Annotated in this window: 14 protein-coding genes, 2 tRNA genes and 1 pseudogene; 6 read left to right on the top strand and 11 right to left on the bottom strand. The window is 69.7% G+C overall.

All coding sequences use genetic code 11. The annotated features are described in order from the left end of the window. The first annotated feature begins 82 nt into the window (after positions 1 to 82). Positions 83 to 499, top strand: coding sequence for a DoxX family protein (locus ABTZ99_RS04090; protein WP_230569482.1), 417 nt, complete (start codon positions 83 to 85; stop codon positions 497 to 499). 354 nt (positions 500 to 853) lie between these two features. On the opposite strand, the gene ABTZ99_RS04085 is transcribed toward ABTZ99_RS04090, so the two are convergent. The 11 genes and pseudogenes from ABTZ99_RS04085 to dnaA form a co-directional block, all read right to left on the bottom strand. Continuing rightward, positions 854 to 926: transfer RNA gene (locus ABTZ99_RS04085), tRNA-Ala, on the bottom strand. Positions 927 to 961: 35 nt separating this feature from the next. Further along, positions 962 to 1,078, bottom strand: a pseudogene (locus ABTZ99_RS04080) (DLW-39 family protein); the annotation flags it as partial. Between the two features lie 35 nt (positions 1,079 to 1,113). Further along, positions 1,114 to 1,187 (bottom strand) — tRNA-Ile (locus ABTZ99_RS04075). A 63-nt stretch (positions 1,188 to 1,250) separates the two neighbouring features. Further along, a complete protein-coding gene (locus tag ABTZ99_RS04070; protein WP_498771348.1) occupies positions 1,251 to 2,120 on the bottom strand; it encodes a DUF3566 domain-containing protein in 870 nt (289 codons plus the stop codon). A gap of 26 nt (positions 2,121 to 2,146) precedes the next feature. Further along, the gene (gyrA, locus tag ABTZ99_RS04065) at positions 2,147 to 6,001 is read right to left on the bottom strand and encodes an intein-containing DNA gyrase subunit A (RefSeq protein WP_499607983.1); all 3,855 of its coding nucleotides are present in this window, start codon (positions 5,999 to 6,001) and stop codon (positions 2,147 to 2,149) included. Between the two features lie 49 nt (positions 6,002 to 6,050). Next, positions 6,051 to 8,021 (bottom strand): DNA topoisomerase (ATP-hydrolyzing) subunit B, encoded by a 1,971-nt coding sequence (gene gyrB, locus ABTZ99_RS04060; RefSeq protein ID WP_498771352.1) that lies wholly within the window; start codon positions 8,019 to 8,021, stop codon positions 6,051 to 6,053. Positions 8,022 to 8,257: 236 nt separating this feature from the next. After that, positions 8,258 to 8,818, bottom strand: a complete 561-nt coding sequence (locus ABTZ99_RS04055; protein ID WP_499608278.1) for a DciA family protein — start codon at positions 8,816 to 8,818, stop codon at positions 8,258 to 8,260. A 58-nt stretch (positions 8,819 to 8,876) separates the two neighbouring features. Further along, positions 8,877 to 9,992 (bottom strand): DNA replication/repair protein RecF, encoded by a 1,116-nt coding sequence (gene recF / locus ABTZ99_RS04050; protein WP_498771354.1) that lies wholly within the window; start codon positions 9,990 to 9,992, stop codon positions 8,877 to 8,879. Positions 9,993 to 9,996: 4 nt separating this feature from the next. After that, positions 9,997 to 10,911, bottom strand: a complete 915-nt coding sequence (gene gnd, locus ABTZ99_RS04045; RefSeq protein WP_498771356.1) for a phosphogluconate dehydrogenase (NAD(+)-dependent, decarboxylating) — start codon at positions 10,909 to 10,911, stop codon at positions 9,997 to 9,999. A gap of 41 nt (positions 10,912 to 10,952) precedes the next feature. Beyond that, positions 10,953 to 12,089 carry a DNA polymerase III subunit beta gene (gene dnaN, locus ABTZ99_RS04040; protein WP_498771358.1) on the bottom strand — a complete coding sequence of 379 codons (1,137 nt, stop codon included), beginning with the start codon at positions 12,087 to 12,089 and terminating at the stop codon, positions 10,953 to 10,955. Between the two features lie 1,193 nt (positions 12,090 to 13,282). Beyond that, the gene (gene dnaA / locus ABTZ99_RS04035) at positions 13,283 to 14,842 is read right to left on the bottom strand and encodes a chromosomal replication initiator protein DnaA (RefSeq protein ID WP_498771360.1); all 1,560 of its coding nucleotides are present in this window, start codon (positions 14,840 to 14,842) and stop codon (positions 13,283 to 13,285) included. A 464-nt stretch (positions 14,843 to 15,306) separates the two neighbouring features. Between dnaA and rpmH the strand changes: the two genes are divergently transcribed. Genes rpmH through ABTZ99_RS04010 form a run of 5 tightly spaced genes read left to right on the top strand, consistent with a single transcriptional unit; the run spans position 15,307 to position 17,682 of the window. Then, positions 15,307 to 15,450: a 50S ribosomal protein L34 gene (rpmH, locus tag ABTZ99_RS04030; protein ID WP_073897783.1), complete on the top strand. Its 144-nt coding sequence runs from the start codon at positions 15,307 to 15,309 to the stop codon at positions 15,448 to 15,450. Between the two features lie 13 nt (positions 15,451 to 15,463). Continuing rightward, positions 15,464 to 15,805, top strand: coding sequence for a ribonuclease P protein component (gene rnpA, locus ABTZ99_RS04025; RefSeq protein WP_230569488.1), 342 nt, complete (start codon positions 15,464 to 15,466; stop codon positions 15,803 to 15,805). Next, positions 15,802 to 16,074: a membrane protein insertion efficiency factor YidD gene (yidD, locus tag ABTZ99_RS04020; RefSeq protein ID WP_230569489.1), complete on the top strand. Its 273-nt coding sequence runs from the start codon at positions 15,802 to 15,804 to the stop codon at positions 16,072 to 16,074. The genes rnpA and yidD overlap by 4 nt, the downstream gene beginning before the upstream one ends. Positions 16,075 to 16,077: 3 nt before the next feature. Continuing rightward, positions 16,078 to 17,121 (top strand): membrane protein insertase YidC, encoded by a 1,044-nt coding sequence (gene yidC / locus ABTZ99_RS04015; protein ID WP_498771363.1) that lies wholly within the window; start codon positions 16,078 to 16,080, stop codon positions 17,119 to 17,121. Positions 17,122 to 17,139: 18 nt separating this feature from the next. Beyond that, on the top strand, positions 17,140 to 17,682 hold the full coding sequence (locus ABTZ99_RS04010) for a Jag family protein (RefSeq protein ID WP_498771365.1): 543 nt from the start codon (positions 17,140 to 17,142) through the stop codon (positions 17,680 to 17,682). Positions 17,683 to 17,822 lie beyond the last annotated feature (140 nt).

The following is a 17,822-nucleotide window of genomic DNA, read 5'->3' as shown; positions in this document are numbered from 1 at the left end:
GACCACCTAGGCACGCAACGTAAACCACATTACGGTTGTCTTACCCTGCCGGCCGCCCCTGCAATGTGAGGACTGAGTCAAGATGAACATCTTTGACCGCGGTCGAGACCACGCCATCGCTGTGTTCCGGATTGTCGTCGGTGTGCTGTTCATGTGCCACGGCGCGCAGAAGTTGTTCGGCGTGCTGGGCTCCAAGGGTGCCGTGTCGATCACCGACTGGCCGTCCGGCCCGGCCGGCCTGATCGAGTTCGTCGGTGGCGCGTTGATCGTCATCGGCCTCGGCACCCGGATCGCCGCGCTGATCTCATCCGGTGCGATGGCCTACGCGTACTTCGTCGTCCACCAGCACGCCGGGCTCCTGCCCATCCAGAACAAGGGCGAGCTGGCCGCGGTGTACGCGTGGGTGTTCCTGCTGTTGGCGTTCACCGGTCCCGGCGCTTGGGCCGTCGACAAGGTGATCTCCGCACGGAAGCAGGAACAGGCGCTCGTCAACGCATAGCAGTGGGCAAGACGAGGGCCCGCACCCAGCGGCATTGGGTGCGGGCCCTCACTTGTTGACTTACCGCGAAAGCCACCGCCGGACAGCCCTCACGCAGGGGATGACCCGGCGGTTACACCCCAGTAAACACCAAACGCGAAACTTTCGCGCCCCCACCAACCCGACAAATCGGACTTTTACCCAGCCAAAGGGGAACCAGCGCGCCAAGCGATCTTCGCGGGGCCCGGGGCCTGCGGCCCCGAAAGGGGTCCGGGGGCGAAGCCTCCCGGGCGGGGCGTGGGGGTCGCACCCCCACAAAACACAAGGAGCGAGGTGGCCGACGCTGTTCGTCGGCACACCTCGCCCAGAAGCGGATGGAGACGAGGGGAATCGAACCCCTAACCCCCGCCTTGCAAAGGCGGTGCTCTGCCAATTGAGCTACGTCCCCTCACGGGGCGGCAGACTTACCGCCCTCGCGGGTCAGTCGGTGGGAGCAGTGGCCTCGCGCCACAGGTCCGCGTCGGCCTTGGCCGAGCGGCTGCGCTTGACGAAGAACAGAACCGCACCAGCGACAGCGACAAGTGCGATGATCTTCTTCACGGCGATTCCCCTCTGCAACACCTGTGAACTTCCGGTGGGCCTAGGAGGACTCGAACCTCCGACCTCTTCGTTATCAGCGAAGCGCTCTAACCGTCTGAGCTATAGGCCCTCGGGGCAACGACGGCAAGACTACAGCACCTCCCGTCGCGGCCCCAAATCGGCTGGTCGTAGATCACTCCCGCTCGGACAACGTCACTTCCAGGCCCCCGGCAAGATCGGCCGAGACGTTGTAGACGAACGAGCCGACGGTCGCCAGGGCGGTGAACAGCACGATGTTCACCGCGCCCACGATCGCCGCCACGCCGAACACGCGACCGGCGCTGATCAGCGGGTCGCTGCCGGTCTCGTTGCCCTGCAGCAGGTCGCTGGCGGTGTTGTTGATCTTGTCCCAGACGCCCATGCCGTTCAGCACGCCGTACAGCACGCCGACCGCCACGAGCCACACGAAGAACAGCGCCACGCTCAGCACCAGGGCGAGCTTGAGCACCGACCACGGGTCGACCCGCTTCACCTGCAGGCTCGCCCGCCGCGGTCCGCGCCCGGGACGGCGGGCCGACGGCGCGGCGGCGGCCGGACGACCGTTCGCCGCGCCCAGGTTCACCTGCGTGCGGGCCGAACCCGCCGCACCCGGCCCGGCCGCGCCCGGCACCACGGGACGGGCCACCGCCACCGTGTCCGGGTCGCTGGCCGGGTACGCGGGCTGCGACCCCTCGGCCGCCGGGTGCTCCGGCGAGGACATCAGGTCGGCCGGACCGACCTGCTGCGCCTCGGCGTACTGCGCGTCGCTCGTCACCCGCTGCCACGGCGGGGGCGCCGCGGCCTGGTGGCTGTCGTGCTCGGCGGCCGGCCGCTCGACCGTCTCGGTCTTGCCGTCCGCCGTCGTCGCGTCGGCCGCGGGCGTCTCGGCCTGCTCGGACGCCCCCGAGGCGTCGACCGCCGGCTTCTCGGCGCCGGCGGGCTCATCGCCGGCCGCCGGTGTCGGCTCGGCGCCGGGCCGGGTGATCACCGCGGTCTTGTCCTCTGGCTTCTCGGGTGGAGTCACGAGCAGTCCTCAACCTCTCGTTCGCGCTAGTTGGCAGGCTCAGCCTGGTCGCCCTCGGCGGAGTCCACGACCGGACCCGCGCCGGCGGGGTCGACCGTCGGACCCGCTTCGGCGGGGTCCACGACACCGCCGTCACCACTGGTGACGTCCGCGGGCTCGTCGGCGTTGCGCGCCACCGCGATCAGGGTGGTCCCTTCGCCGAGGTTCATCAACCGGACGCCCTTCGTCTGCCGCCCTGCCTTGCGCACCTCCTTGGCGCTGGTCCGGATGACCCCGCCCGAGGAGGTGATCGCGTACAGCTCGTCGTCGACGTCGACGATGAGCGCGCCGACCAGCCTGCCACGCCTGCGGTCGTGCTGGATGGTGAGCACACCCTTCCCACCGCGACCCTGGACGGGGTAGTCCTCGATCGGCGTGCGCTTGGCGTACCCACCATCGGTCGCCACCAAAACAAACAGACCCTCTTGGACGACGCCCACCGACAGCAGCTCGTCCCCGCTGTTGAAGCGCATGCCCAGCACGCCCGAGGTCGCGCGCCCCATCGGCCGCAGCGCCTCGTCGCTCGCGTGGAACCGGATGGACTGGCCGTCGGCCGAGATGAGCTGGAGGTCGTCGGACGCCGAGCACAGCACCGCCCCGACCAGCTCGTCGTCGTCGCGCAGGTTGATGCCGATCAGGCCGCCGGACCGGTTGGAGTCGAAGTCGGACAGCTTCGACTTCTTGACCAGGCCCTTCTTGGTGGCGAGCACCAGGTACGGCGCGACCTCGTAGTTCTTGATCTGGATGACCTGGGCGATCTCCTCCTCCGGCTGGAACGCCAGGAGGTTCGCCACGTGCTGGCCGCGCGCGTTGCGGTTGGCCTCGGGCAGCTCGTAGGCCTTCGCCCGGTACACCCGGCCCTTGTTCGTGAAGAACAGGATCCAGTCGTGCGTGGAGCACACGAAGAAGTGCTGCACGATGTCGTCCTGCTTGAGCTGGGCGCCCTGCACGCCCTTGCCCCCGCGCTTCTGCGAGCGGTACAGGTCGGTCTTCGTGCGCTTCGCGTAACCCGTCCGGGTGATCGTGACGACGACGTCCTCGACCGCGATCAGGTCTTCCATCGACACGTCGCCGTCGAACGGCACGATCTTCGTGCGCCGGTCGTCGCCGTGCTTCTCGACGATCGCCAGCAGCTCCTCGCGCACGATCGCGCGCTGCCGCTCCGGCTTCTCGAGGATGTCCTTGTAGTCGGCGATCTCCAGCTCGATCTCGGCCAGCTGGTCGACGATCTTCTGCCGCTCCAGGGCGGCCAGCCGGCGCAGCTGCATCTCCAGGATCGCGTTGGCCTGGATCTCGTCGACGTCGAGCAGCTCCATCAGGCCGGTGCGCGCCACCTCGGGCGTGTCCGACCGGCGGATCAGCGCGATCACCGCGTCGAGCTGGTCGAGCGCCTTGACCAGGCCGCGCAGCACGTGGGCGCGTTCCTCGGCCTTGCGCAGCCGGAAGCGCGTGCGCCGGACGATGACCTCGATCTGGTGCTTCACGTAGTGCCGGATCATCTGGTCCAGGCGCAACGTGCGCGGCACGCCGTCGACCAGCGACAGCATGTTCACGCCGAACGAGTACTGCAGCTGGGTGTGCTTGTAGAGGTTGTTCAGCACGACCTTGGCGACCGCGTCGCGCTTCAGCGTGACCACGATCCGCATGCCCGAGCGCCGGTTGGACTCGTCGGCGATGTTCGCGATGCCGGTCAGCTTCTGGTCGCGGACCAGGGTGGCGATGTTCTCCACCAGGTTGTCCGGGTTCACCTGGTAGGGCAGCTCGGTGACGACCAGGATCGTGCGGCCCTTGGCGTCCTCGTCGATCTCCACGACCGCGCGCATCTTCACCGAGCCGCGGCCGGTGCGGTAGGCGTCCTCGATGCCGGCCGTGCCCAGGATCTGGCCGTGGGTCGGGAAGTCGGGCCCCTTGATCCGCTGGATCATCGCCTCCAGCGTCTCCTCCTCGGAGGCGTCCCAGTTGTCCAGCGCCCACACCACGCCGTCGGCGACCTCGCGCAGGTTGTGCGGCGGGATGTTGGTCGCCATGCCGACCGCGATGCCCGAGCTGCCGTTGATCAGCAGGTTGGGCACGCGCGACGGCAGGACCGTCGGCTCCTGGATGCGACCGTCGTAGTTGTCGCGGAAGTCGACCGTGTCTTCCTCGATGTCGGCCAGCATCTGCATGGCCAACGGCGTGAGGCGGCACTCGGTGTTGTGGCTGACGAAGCCGTCGGTGATGAACGCGTGGTCGTCGGTGTCGACCCGCAGGCTGTACACCGGCCGCACACCCGCGTCGGTGACCGACTCGACGGGCGCGTAGTAGAACCGGCCGTCGACCAGCGGCTCGACCACGTCGAGCACCTCGCGGTTCGTGATCCGCGCGGCGATCTCCTCGTAGTCGCGCTCCCACCGCTCGACGCGGTCCACGTTGTGCCGCCGGAGCCAGTCGCGCTCCGTCCAGCGGGTCGCGCCGTGCGCCCGGATGTAGTCGCCGACGAACGGCACGTGGTCGCTGCTCATCGCCCGGCTCTCGAGCGGGACGGCGTCCAGGATCGCGTTCAGCTTGTCCTGCTTCGCGCCGAGGAAGCCCACGTTGCGGGCGAACAGGCGCGCGTCACGCCGGTTGGTGATGACGACCTTGATCTCGCCGTTCTCGTAGTTCACCAGCGTGCTGACGACGCCGAACTCCAGCAGGAGCTGCTGCACTTCACGGGCCAGCTGCGCGCTGCGGGTCGAGTAGCTGACCTGCACGGAGTTGCGCGGCAGGGCCGACGCCGAGCCGTCACCTTGGAATAGCGAGGCGAGGAACGCCCGCTTGCCAGTCGCCTCCAGCCGCCACACGAACTCGGGCACGCGCTTGGCGGCGCTGCGCAAGTCTGCCAACTCGTGGAGCACGCTCCCCTGGAGCACCGCCCTGCTGAAGCGCAGCTTGTGCAGCACCTTGCCGGTACTGGTGATCTCAGTCCCGATACCGCGACGCTTGCCGACGCACAGGTCGTAAGCACTGACCACCGACTTGAAGTAGTCGGTGTCGGTGTTGTCGAACCCCGCCTGCCCGTTTACGCCCGTCCAGCCCTCCGAGACGAATGCCCCAGCGAGGAACGCGGAGCTGAACTGCTCCGGCGATAGCCCGTCAAGGTCGACTTCTTGCGGCATGCGCTGGAGGACTACGCGGTCGCCCGGCTGGACCTCTTCCAGCAGCTTCCACAGCAGGGTCGGCACGCCGAGCACGTTCACCAGGCACAACACGGGGTGGTTGTGGGTGCCGGCCAGCTCGTAGCCGTTCTTGGTGCGCAGCTTCAGCGTGGGGTGCTCGCCGGAGTGGAACAGCATGTCGGCGCGCACCGGGTTGCCGTTGCGGTCGAGCACCTTCAGGTCGATCGGGTTGTCGCTGTTCGGCTTGGCGTCCGGAACGATGTCGCCGATGCGCGGCGTCGAGCCGTCTGCTAGCCTGATACGGACATCTGAATCGATGCAGTACCTCATGGCGGCTGCCGGGTCGTTGCCGGGAGAGCCGAAGTTGCCCTGGCCGTCGATCAGCGGGTAGCGCTGCGACCACGGCTGGGCGAGGCGGACCAGTGCGTCGTAGATGGCCGAGTCGCCGTGCGGGTGGTAGTTGCCCATCACGTCGCCGACGACGCGGGCGCACTTGTTGTAGCTGCGGTCCGGGCGGAAGCCCGAGTCGAACATCGAGTACAGCACGCGGACGTGCACGGGCTTCAGGCCGTCGCGCACGTCGGGCAGCGCTCGTCCCACGATCACGCTCATCGCGTAGTCGATGTACGAGTTCTGCATCTCCTGCTGGATGTCGCGCGGCTCGGTGCGGTCTCCACCAGCCGGGGGCAGCGTCGTCTCGCTCACAGTTCTACTTCCTTAGAGGGCACGCCTGCGGGTTCGGGAACGACAGGGGTCAGACGTCGAGGAACCGGACGCCCTTGGCGTTGCGGGTGATGAACGCGCGGCGGGCCTCCACGTCCTCGCCCATCAGCACGCTGAACAGCTCGTCGGCCGTCGCGGCGTCGTCCATGGTCACCTGCGTCAGCACCCGGTTGGCCGGGTCCATCGTCGTCTCCCACAGCTCGGAGGAGTTCATCTCGCCGAGGCCCTTGTAGCGCTGGATGTTGTCGTCCTTGCCGATCTTCTTGCCCGCCGCGAGACCGGCCTGGATGATGCCGTCCCGCTCGCGGTCGGAGTAGGCGTACTCCGGTTCGGCGCGCTGCCACTTGATCTTGTACAGCGGCGGGTTCGCCAGGTACACGTGACCGTGCTCGATCAGCGGGCGCATGAAGCGGAACAGCAGGGTCAGCAGCAGCGTCCGGATGTGCTGGCCGTCCACGTCGGCGTCGGCCATCAGCACGATCTTGTGGTACCGCAGCTTCGCGATGTCGAAGTCCTCGTGGATGCCCGTGCCGAACGCCGTGATCAGGGCCTGGACCTCGTTGTTCTTCAGCACGCGGTCGATGCGCGCCTTCTCCACGTTGATGATCTTGCCCCGGATCGGCAGGATCGCCTGGAACATGGAGTCCCGGCCCTCCTTGGCCGAGCCGCCCGCGGAGTCGCCCTCCACGACGTAGATCTCGCAGTCCTCCGGGTTGGTGGACCGGCAGTCCTTGAGCTTGCCGGGCAGGCCGCCGATGTCGAGGGCGCCCTTGCGGCGGACGAGCTCGCGGGCCTTGCGGGCGGCGATGCGGGCCTGCGCCGACGACACGGACTTGGTGACGATCGCCCTGGCCTCGTTGGGGTGGCGCTCGAACCAGTCGGCCAGGTGCTCGTTGGTCGACTTCTGCACGAAGGACTTGGCCTCGCTGTTGCCCAGCTTGGTCTTGGTCTGACCCTCGAACTGCGGCTCCTTGAGCTTGACCGAGATGATCGCGGCCAGGCCCTCGCGGATGTCGTCGCCGGTGAGGTTGGAGTCCTTCTCCTTGAGCAGCTTCTTCTCGCGCGCGTACTCGTTGACCACGCGGGTCAGCGCGGCGCGGAAGCCCTCCTCGTGCGTGCCGCCCTCGTGGGTGTTGATCGTGTTGGCGAACGTGTACACCGACGGCGTGTAGCCGGTGTTCCACTGCATCGCCACCTCGACCTCGAGGTCCTCGCCCTTGGCCTCGAACGAGACGACCTTCTGGTGCACGGCCTCGCGGGTGTGGTTGATGTGGCGGACGAAGTCCTCCAGGCCGCCGGGGTAGTGGAACGTGCGCTCGCGCACGGCCGCCACGTGGCCCTCGGCGTCGGCCTCCTCGTCGCTCGCCTGGACGCGCTCGTCGCGCAGGATGATCGTGAGGCCCTTGTTGAGGAAGGCCATCTCCTGCAGGCGGCGGGAGATCGTCTCGATGTTGTAGTCGGTGGTCTCGAAGATCGTCGGGTCGGCCCAGAACGTGATGGCCGTGCCGGTCTCGTCGGTCGGCGCGCCCTTGGCCAGCTCGTGCGCCGGCTTGGTGTTCTCGAACCGCTGGTTCCACGTGAAACCCTCGGTCTTGACCTCGACGTCGACGGCGGTCGACAGCGCGTTCACCACGGAGATGCCGACGCCGTGCAGACCGCCGGACACCGCGTAGGAGTCGCTGTCGAACTTGCCGCCCGCGTGCAGCTTGGTCAGCACCACTTCCAGCGTGGGCCGCTTCTCGACCGGGTGCATGCCGATCGGGATGCCGCGGCCGTCGTCGATGACCCGGACGCCGCCGTTGGCCAGCAGCGTCACGTCCACGACCGTCGCGAAGCCCGCCATGGCCTCGTCGACCGAGTTGTCCACGACCTCCTGGATCAGGTGGTGCAGACCGCGCTCGCCGGTGGAACCGATGTACATGCCTGGCCGCTTGCGGACCGCTTCCAGGCCCTCCAGGACGGTGATCGAGGACGCGTTGTACTCATTCTTCTTGGCTGCCACGGGCCTGGTGTCTCCTCGGACTTCACGCGACTGGGACCGTCGCCGGGCGACGCTGGGTTGCGCTACCCCACGATTCTACCGGGGCATACCGACAGAAACCCACTTAGGACACCCCTGGTTTGCTCACAGGCGGCCCGAAGTGAACGCAGATGGGTGCCGACCGCTGGTCACGGGGTCAAAATCGACTGGTGAGCGCTCACCGCGCCACAGGATCGCCGCTGCGGCCCTGGCGCTCGTCACCCGTAGGTGTCACGTGGTCCGCGGCCCGGAGCGTGCCTGGGGCCGTAGCGCCAACTGGGCGCCGCCGGACCCTGGACCTTCAGGTTCTTCACCACGCCGTGGCCGACCCCCGCCGCGATCCGCTTGAGCAGGTCGCGCTGGAGCAGCCGCAGCTGCGTGGCCCACGCCGTCGAGTCGGCCTGGACGGTCAGTTCGCCGTCACTCAGAGCTACCGGCTGCGCGTGCTCGGCCACGTCCTCGCCGACCAGTTTCGGCCACCGGGCGAACACCTGGCCACCCGCCAGCCGCTCGGCCCACCCGCGGTCGGCGGCGATCCTCGACGCGAGCCTGCCGAGCGGTTGCGGGTCGCGGTCGTCGGGGCCCGGCCCGGACCAGCGACGACGCCGGCGGCGGGCGGTCGCACCCGTCCCACCCTTGCGCACGCCCCGTACCCCGCGCTCCTTGGCGGAGGCGCGAGCCGCTTCCAGGGCGGCCCGGGCGAGGTCCGGACCCCGCAAAGCACCCTCTTGTGTACTACCGGCTGTGGATATGTCCGGTTCTCGAGCCGAGTTATCCACACCATCCACAGGGTTGTCCCCAGATGTGCGTCGGGTCACACCCGTTCGGGGCAACTCATCAGACACGGTGCACCTCCCCGTGGCGAACGTCGAACCGCAGCCCGTCCAGCTCCTCGGGCACGTCCTCCGCGACCGCCGCCGTGATCAGCACCTGCTCCGCGCCGGCGGCCACCTTCGCCAACTGGCGACGCCTGCCGCGGTCCAGTTCGGCGAACACATCGTCCAGCACGAGGACCGGTTCGGCCCCCTCGACACGCAGCAACTCGTACCCGCCGAGACGCAGGGCCAAGGCGAAGGACCATGACTCACCGTGACTGGCGTAGCCCTTCGCGGGCAGCTCGCCGAGCGCCAGGTCGAGGTCGTCGCGGTGCGGCCCGACCAGGCACACGCCCCGCTCGACCTCCTGCGGGCGCACCCGGTGCAGCTCGGCGAGCAACGCGTCCTCCAGCACGTCCCGGTCGTGCGACTCCGGGAACGCCTCGCCCAGGCTCGACCGGTACGCGATCCGCGCGGGCCGGGACTCCGGCGCCACCTCCGCGTACGCCGCCGCCACGTGCGGCGCGATGTCCGCGACCAGGTCCAGCCGCGCGGCCAGCAGCTCCGCGCCGTGCCGGGCCAGGTGCCCGTCCCACACGTCGAGCGTGCTGATGTCGGCGTTGCGCGCCGCGCGCACGGTCTTGAGCAACGCCCCCCGCTGCTTGAGCACGCGTTCGTAGTCGCTGCGCACCCCGGCGTACCGCGGCGCGCGCGTCGTCAGCAGCTCGTCGAGGAACCGCCGGCGCTCACCGGGGTCGCCGCGCACGAGCGCCAGGTCCTCCGGCGCGAACAGCACCGTCCGCAGGATGCCGAGCACGTCGCGCGGGCGCGGCACCGGGCCGCGGTTGACCCGCGCCCGGTTCGCCTTGCCCGGCGTGATCTCCAGCTCGACCAGCAGCTCGCGCCCCTCGTTGACCACCGCCGCGCGCACCACCGCGCGCGGGGCGCCGTGCCGGATCAGCGGAGCGTCCGTGGCCACCCGGTGCGAACCGAGGGTGGCCACGTACCCCAGCGCCTCGACCAGGTTCGTCTTGCCCTGCCCGTTGCGCCCCACCAGCACGCTCACCCCCGGCTCGAACACCAGGTCCGCGTGCTCCCACGACCTGAAGTCGGTGACTTGCAGGTGCCGGACGTACAACTCGTCAGCTCTGGGTCGAGCCGGAACCGGACGAAGGACCCGCGGCCTGCACGGCGTGGCCGCCGAACTGGTTGCGCAGCGCAGCGACCGCGCGCATCGCGGGCGAGTCGTCCTGCCTGGACGCGAACCGGGCGAACAGCGCGGCGGAGATCACCGGCGCGGGCACCGCGTGCTTGATGGCCTCCTCGACGGTCCACCGGCCCTCGCCGGAGTCCTCGACGTGACCGCGCAGGTCGTCCAGCTCGGGGTCCGACTCCAGCGCGCGGACCAGCAGGTCCAGCAGCCACGAGCGGACCACGGTGCCGCGCTGCCACGCCTTGATCGTGGCCGGCACGTCGTCCACCAGCTTGGAGGCCTCCAGCAGCTCGAAGCCCTCGGCGTAGGCCTGCATGAGGCCGTACTCGATGCCGTTGTGGACCATCTTCGCGAAGTGGCCGGCGCCGACGCGGCCCGCGTGCGCGAAGCCCTCCTCGCGCGGGCCCTCCGGGCGCAGGGCGTCGAAGATCGGCATGGCGCGCTCGACGTGCTCGGCGTCGCCGCCGACCATCAGCCCGTAGCCGTTCTCCAGGCCCCACACGCCACCGGACACGCCGGCGTCCACGTAGCCGATGCCCTTGTCGCCCAGCGCCTTGGCGTTGATCTCGTCGTCGGTGAAGCGCGAGTTGCCGCCGTCGATCACCAGGTCGCCCGGCTGGAGCAGGTCGCCGAGCTCGGCGATCGTCTGCCGGGTGATGTCACCGGCGGGCACCATGACCCACACCAGGCGGGGTGCGGCGAGCTTGCCCACCATGTCGGCGAGCGAGTCGGCGTCGGTGACTTCGGGGTTGCGGTCGTAGCCGACCACCTCGTGCCCCGCGCGGCGGATGCGCTCGCGCATGTTGAAGCCCATCTTGCCGAGGCCGACGAGTCCGAGCTGCACGGTCGTTCCTCTTCCCTAGCGTCTGTGGATGGCGTGGTGGATCAGCCGGGCAGGCGCACGGGCATCAGCAGGTAGAGGTAGCCCGGCGCCACGTTCCCATCCTCGTCCACCGGCTTGAGCAGTGCGGGGCGACTGGGTGTGGTGAAGGACAAGTGCGCCCGCGGCGTGCGGACGGCCTGGAGCCCTTCGAGGAGGTACGTCGGGTTGAACGCGATGGTGACCGGGTCGCCGGTGTAGTCGACCGGCAGCTCTTCCTCGGCGCTGCCCTCGTCGTCGCCGCCCGCGGACAGGCGCAGGCCGTTGTCCACGAACTCCAGCCGGACCTGCGTGCCGCGTTCGGCGACCAGCGACACGCGCTTGATCGCCTGCACCAGCGCGTCGACCTCGATGATCGCGGCGGCCGAGTGCTCGGTGGGCAGCAGCTGGCGGTACTTCGGGAAGTCGGCGTCGAGCAGGCGGGTGGTCGTGCGGCGGTTCGTGCCGGACAGGCCGAGCAGGCCGTCGTTCGCGGCGAGGGACAGCTCGATCTTCGCGCCGGACGCGCCCAGCGTCTTCGCGGCGTCGTTGAGGGTCTTCGCCGGCACGAGGACGGCGACGTCGCCGAGCGCCTCGTTCGGCTCCCACGGGAACTCGCGCATGGCGAGCCGGAAGCGGTCGGTGGCGACCAGGGTCACCTTGCCCTCGCCGATCTCCAGCCGGACGCCGGTCAGCATCGGGAGCGTGTCGTCCTTGCCCGCCGCGACGGCGACCTGGTTCACGGCCTCGCCGAAGACCTCGCCCGGGAGCTCGCCGGCCAGCTGCGGCATGGACGGCAGCTGCGGGTAGTCCTCGACCGGCATGGTCGGCAGGCTGAACCGGGCGCTGCCGCACGAGATCGTCATCCGGGAGCCGTCGACCGCGATCTCGACCGGGTGGTTCGGCAGGGCCTTGGTGATGTCGGCCAGGAGCCGTCCGCTGACGAGCGCCTTGCCCCCGTCGGCGATCGTGGCCGGGACGCCGCACTGGGCGGACACCTCGTAGTCGAACCCGGAGACGGTCAGCGCCTCGCCGGAGCCGTCCTCCGCCCCGGCGTCGAGCAGGATTCCGCCGAGCACCGCGACAGGCGGCCTGGACGGCAGGCTGCGGGCGACCCAGGCGACGGCGTCGGCCAGGCCGTCGCGCTCGACGCGGATCTTCATGAGGCGTCCTTCCTCAAGTCGGCATGACCAACAACAGCATGCGTTGCGGTGGGGGTTGGGGAGCCGCGGCCCTCGCCGGATCTTCCGACCCTCGGCGCGGAGGCTCCCCACCGTAGAGCGTCGGCCCGGTCCTCGTCACCTCGGGGCTGCCCGGGGACGAGGCGCTGCCGAGCGTTCGTCCCCGGGCTCGACCGCCGGCTGTTTTTTCTTTGTTCTTCATCTTCAAGGGAAGACAACAGCAACAGCAGTAGGGGCTGTGGATTGTGTGGACAACCCCGGTTTCCGCAGCGTGTCGCCCGCTTGGAGGTGTGGATGGACACGGGGTGTCACCCGGGGACAAGTCGGCGCACCCGGGGAGAACTATCCGGCTCGTCCGTTCGGTCCACAGGCGGGCCGAGTTGTCCCCGGGTTAATCCCCGGGTGTGGGCCGGGTTGTACCCGGGTGCTGCACAGGGTGATGGTGGGCCGAATCTCCCCCGACGGGGCACTTCTCCGGGCCTGTGGACAACTTTTCGCCCGCCGTTCACCAGCGACGGCACCTGCGACGGGGCCGTTGGGCCGCACCGAGAACGCCCTCTACCCGGCCCCGGTGGGGCGGGGGTACCTCACACGGGTGACACGAAACGACCCCCGTTGGTCCCGGCCCCCACGCCCGGGTGTCGCGGCCTCCTCGGGGCCTGTCGGTGGGGTGCCGCGGGCGCGGCACCCGGGTGCCGGCGGCGGATCCGGATCGCACCCGGGTGCGGTGTGGGTCGCACCCGGGTGCGACGGCGGCACCCGGGTGCGAGGAGGAGCGGACCGCGGCACCCGGGTGCGACCCGGATCCGCGGCGGACGATGTCCGGCCGACCGCCACCCGCCGAGCCACCTGCCCGCCGAGCACGCCGGCCGCCCGCCGAGCCGGCTGCCGGATGGCCGTCGACTGGGTGCCCGCGACCGCACGCCGGCCCGACTGCTGGGGGGCGTGCCGGGACGCCGCCATGGCGGTCTGCCGGATGCGGGCGGCCGGGTACGGCGGATGCGAGGACGGCTGTCGACCGCCGGAGCGGTGGGGCCGGGGTGGGAGAAGCCGGGTCCACCGGGATGCGCGGCGCCGGGTGCAGGAGGTCCAGGCGCGGTTGAGGGGCGTCCGGCGCTTGGACCGAGCTGACCGTCAGGCGCGGCGGCGGGAGGGTGGACGCAAGCGTTTGCGGGTCAGGGGGTGTGGCGGGCGCGCTGCTTGATGCGCGACGTCAGCTCCTGCACCTGCTCGTACACCCGGCGGCGCTCGGCCATCTCCTTGCGGATCTTCTTGTCCGCGTGCATGACGGTCGTGTGGTCGCGGCCGCCGAACGTCTGGCCGATCTTCGGCAGCGACAGGTCCGTCAGCTCGCGGCACAGGTACATGGAGATCTGCCGCGCCTGGGCCAGGACCTTCGTCTTGCCGGGACCGCACAGGTCGTCTATGGACACGGAGAAGAACTCCGCGGTGACCGCCATGATCGTGGGCGCGGTGATCTCCGGGGCGTGCGAGTCCGGGATCAGGTCGCGCAGGACGATCTCGGCCAGCTGCACGTCGACCGGCTGCCGGTTGAGCGAGGCGAACGCGGTGACGCGGATGAGCGCGCCCTCGAGCTCGCGGATGTTCCGCTCGATCCGGGCCGCGATGAACTCCAGCACCTCGGCGGGCGCGGCCAGCCGGTCCTGCGCGGCCTTCTTGCGCAGGATGGCGATGCGCGTCTCCAGCTCGGGCGGCTGGATGTCGGTGATGAGGCCCCACTCGAACCGCGTCCGCAGCCGGTCCTCCAGGGTCTCCAGCCGCTTGGGCGGCCGGTCGGAGGACACCACGATCTGCTTGTTCGCGTTGTGCAGCGTGTTGAAGGTGTGGAAGAACTCCTCCTGCGTGCCTTCCTTGCCCTCCAGGAACTGGATGTCGTCGACCAGCAGCACGTCGATGTCCCGGTACCGGCGTTGGAAGGCGACCTTGCGGTCGTCACGCAGGGAGTTGATGAAGTCGTTGGTGAACTCCTCCGTCGACACGTACCGCACGCGCATGCCGGGGAACAGCCGCTGGGCGTAGTGCCCGACCGCGTGCAGCAGGTGCGTCTTGCCGAGCCCGGACTCACCCCAGATGAACAGCGGGTTGTACGCGCGGGCGGGCGCCTCGGCGACGGCCACCGCGGCGGCGTGCGCGAAGCGGTTGGACGCGCCGATGACGAAGGTGTCGAAGTTGTACTTCTCGTTCAGCCTGGTCTGCGAGGCCACCGGGTTGGCGGGCCGGGTGTAGGGCATGCCGCTCGGCGCGGCGTGACCACCGCTGAACGTGGGCCAGATCTCGGTGACGGCGGCGAGCGCCTCGCCCTCCTCGTCGACCTCTTCGCCTTCGCCCTCGGTGTCGCCCTCGGTCTCCGCGTCGAAGGCCGGCACACCGTTGATGGGCACGGCGCCGGGCGGCGGTCCGGGGACCGGTCCGGGCACGGGCACGGCCACCGGGATCTGCGCCGTCGGCGGGTCGGGCGAGTCGACCTTCACGGCCAGCGAGACGGCTCGGCCGAGCCGGCGGGAGAGGGCGGCGGTGATCGGTTCGCGCAGCGCGCGCTCGATGGCTTCCTTGGCGAAGTCACTCGGCGCGGCGAGCAGCGCGGTCCCGTCGAGCAGCCCGATGGGCCGGGTCACGCGCATCCAAGCGCGCTGTTGGGGGGACAACGTGCTGGCTGCGAGCTCCTGCACGACCTGCTCCCACACGAGACCCAGATCGGTCTGGTGGTCGGACACCTCCGCGCTCCCCTCCCCTCGGTGACGTCTCCGCGGTCAGTCCCCGGGGAACTTCCACGACGTGGACACGGAGAATAGAGGCATCCACAGAGTTATCCACAACTGTGCACGAACGCGGCCCGGAGCGCAGCGGATCCCCCCGTTGCTCCCGAGCACCTGCGGCCGGCGTGGCGGGGGCTGTCGTCCCTCGTGCAACCCGGCCCGCGCCAACCCGCATCACCCGCGAAGGCAGCACGCTAACAAGGTGCGGGCCTTGCCACAAGGCGTACCGCCGCGCAAGCCCTTTCCGTGCCTGGAACGCCGCCCGGCCCGCCCGGGTGCGACCCCGATTTGGCCCGCGCCCCCGGGGCTGCGTACCCTCGTAACCGTCTCCCGCTTGCGTGGGGTGCTTTTCGCGCGCCTAAGGCTTGATCGCTGGGGACAACCACAGACCTGCTTGGCAGTTAAGCACCGGGAGTCCGACCGTGAGCAAGGGTAAGCGCACCTTCCAGCCCAACAACCGCCGCCGTGCCAAGACCCACGGGTTCCGGCTGCGCATGCGCACCCGCGCCGGTCGCGCCATCCTGGCCGCGCGCCGTGGCAAGGGCCGCAAGCAGCTGTCCGCCTGATCGCCGCAGCGCCGTGCTACCCGCGGCCAATCGGCTGACCCGCAGCCAGGACTTCGGCCTGGTGGTCCGCCGAGGCCGCCGGGCCGGCCGGTCCCGGCTGGTGGTGCACGTCCTGACGTCGGCGCAGCCCACCTTGGACCCGTCCAAGGTGGGCTTCGTCGTGAGCAAGGCCGTGGGCAACTCCGTGGTCCGGCACCGCGTGAGCCGCAAGCTCCGGCACGTGGTCCGGGACCGGCTCGACGTGCTGCCGCCCGGAACTTCACTGGTCGTGCGCGCGTTGGCACCGTCAGCCGATGCGGACAGCGCCGAGCTCGGCCGTGACCTCGACGCGGCGCTGCACAAGGTGCTGCGATGACGACCGTCCAGGTGAGCCCCGTCGTGCGGGTGCTGCTGCTACCGGTGCGCTTCTACCGGAAGTTCATCTCACCGGCACTGCCCCCGACCTGCCGTTTCCACCCGAGTTGCAGTGCGTACGCGGTGGAGGCGTTGACCGTCCACGGTGCGTTGCGCGGTTCCTGGCTGACCCTGCGCCGGCTGGGTCGCTGCGGACCCTGGCACCCTGGTGGCCTGGACCCGGTTCCGCCGAGGCGAAACGCGGTCCCCGACCTTCCTGCCGAGGAGTAGCTAGTGCTCAACTTCATCTACTACCCGGTGTCCTTCATCCTGTGGTGTTGGCACTGGGTGTTCGGCCACATCTTCGGCGAGTCGAGCGGGTTCGCGTGGGCCCTGGCCGTGGTGTTCCTCGTCTTCACGCTGCGCGCGATCCTGTTCAAGCCGTTCGTCGGCCAGGTCCGCTCGATGCGCAAGATGCAGGAGTTCGCGCCCGAGCTGCAGAAGATCAAGAAGAAGTACGCGAACGACAAGCAGCGCCAGGCGCAGGAGATGCAGAAGCTCCAGTCGGAGCACGGCGTCAACCCGCTGGGCGGCTGCCTGCCGATGCTGGTGCAGATCCCGGTGTTCATCGGCCTGTTCCACGTGCTGCGCTCGTTTCGGCCCGGCTGGGGCGAGGTCTACTTCTTCGACGCGCAGGGCGTGGAGTCGTTCGTCAACGCGAAGCTGTTCGGCGCGAACCTGTCGACCTTCATCACGATGCCGGCCCAGGAGCTGGAGCAGTTCGCCACCAGCCGCAACGCGGTGCTGCTGGTCTCGATCCCGTTGATGATCATCGCCTCGATCGCGACGCACTTCACCGCGCGGCACTCGGTGGCCCGGCAGACGCAGGCGGCGGCGGACAACCCGCAGACCGCGATCATGAACAAGCTGACGCTCTACATCTTCCCGCTCGGCGTGCTCGTCGGTGGTCTCTTCTTCCCCGTCGCGATCCTGCTCTACTGGCTGAGCAACAACGCGTGGACGCTGGGCCAGCAGTACGTCGTGTACCACCGCATCGACCGCGAGGAAGAGGCGAAGAAGGTCGAGGCCACCGCGCAGCGGTCGGCGCTCGCGCCGAAGCCGGGCGTGAAGCCCGCGACCAAGCCCAAGCCCGGCCAGAAGCCGCAGCCGCAGCGCAAGCCCGCGGGCGCCCAGCCCGCCTCCGGTGCTGCCTCCGAGGCCAAGGCCACCCCGGACGCGAGCGAGTCGACGCCGACCGCGAAGCCGTCCACCGAGGTTCCCGGTCTGAGCCCAGACCGATCCCCAGGCAAGAAGCAGGGCAACAAGAAGCGTCGTTGACCCTGGAGAGGAGACATCGTGTCGGAGACGTTGCAGGCGGCCGACGTGGACGCACCGGAGGCCGACAAGGCTCCGCCGGCGCGCTCGGGGAGTTCGGAGGACCTGCTCGTCCAGGAGGGCGACATCGCCGGGGACTACCTCGAGCGGCTGTTGGACCTGCTCGACTACGACGGCGACATCGACCTCGACGTCGAGGCGGGTCGGGCGATCGTGAGCATCGACGGCGGTGACGACCTGGAGAAGCTGGTCGGTCCCCGCGGCACGGTCCTGGAGTCGTTGCAGGAGCTGACCCGGCTCGCGGTGCAGCAGGAGACGGGTGTGCGCAGCCGCCTCATGCTCGACATCGCCGGGTGGCGCGCCGGACGACGTGCCGAACTCGCCGACCTCGGCCGGACCACGGCGGAGAAGGTGGTGGCGACGGGTGAGAAGGTGCGGCTGCACCCGATGACCCCGTTCGAGCGGAAGGTCGTGCACGACGCCGTCGCCGCCGTGGCGGGCGTGCACAGCGAGAGCGAGGGCGAGGAGCCCCAGCGCCGCGTGGTGGTGCTGCCGAAGCCCTGAGCGGGTGCTCGAAGCGGTTTGGCCGAACGGCCCCGGTCCCCTGGTGGGATGCTGTTGGCGAATTGATCTACGACGACGCCCTCGACATGATCATCCGGTCGTGTCGGGGGCGTCGTCGTGTGGAGGTTGTCGGTGTCGTT

Source organism: Actinosynnema sp. NPDC002837 (assembly GCF_040295345.1).
Classification (GTDB): Bacteria; Actinomycetota; Actinomycetes; order Mycobacteriales; family Pseudonocardiaceae; genus Actinosynnema.
Note: the sequence above shows the minus strand (reverse complement) of the source record. Positions and strands in the feature narration are given on the sequence as shown.

What these genes read in the sequence shown, in the direction of transcription:
- ABTZ99_RS04090 (WP_230569482.1), top strand. Translation starts at nt 83, where the DNA reads ATGAACATCTTTGACCGCGGTCGAGACCACGCCATCGCTGTGTTCCGG.
- dnaN (WP_498771358.1), bottom strand. Translation starts at nt 12,089, where the DNA reads ATGAAGATCCGCGTCGAGCGCGACGGCCTGGCCGACGCCGTCGCCTGG.
- yidD (WP_230569489.1), top strand. Translation starts at nt 15,802, where the DNA reads ATGACGACCGTCCAGGTGAGCCCCGTCGTGCGGGTGCTGCTGCTACCG.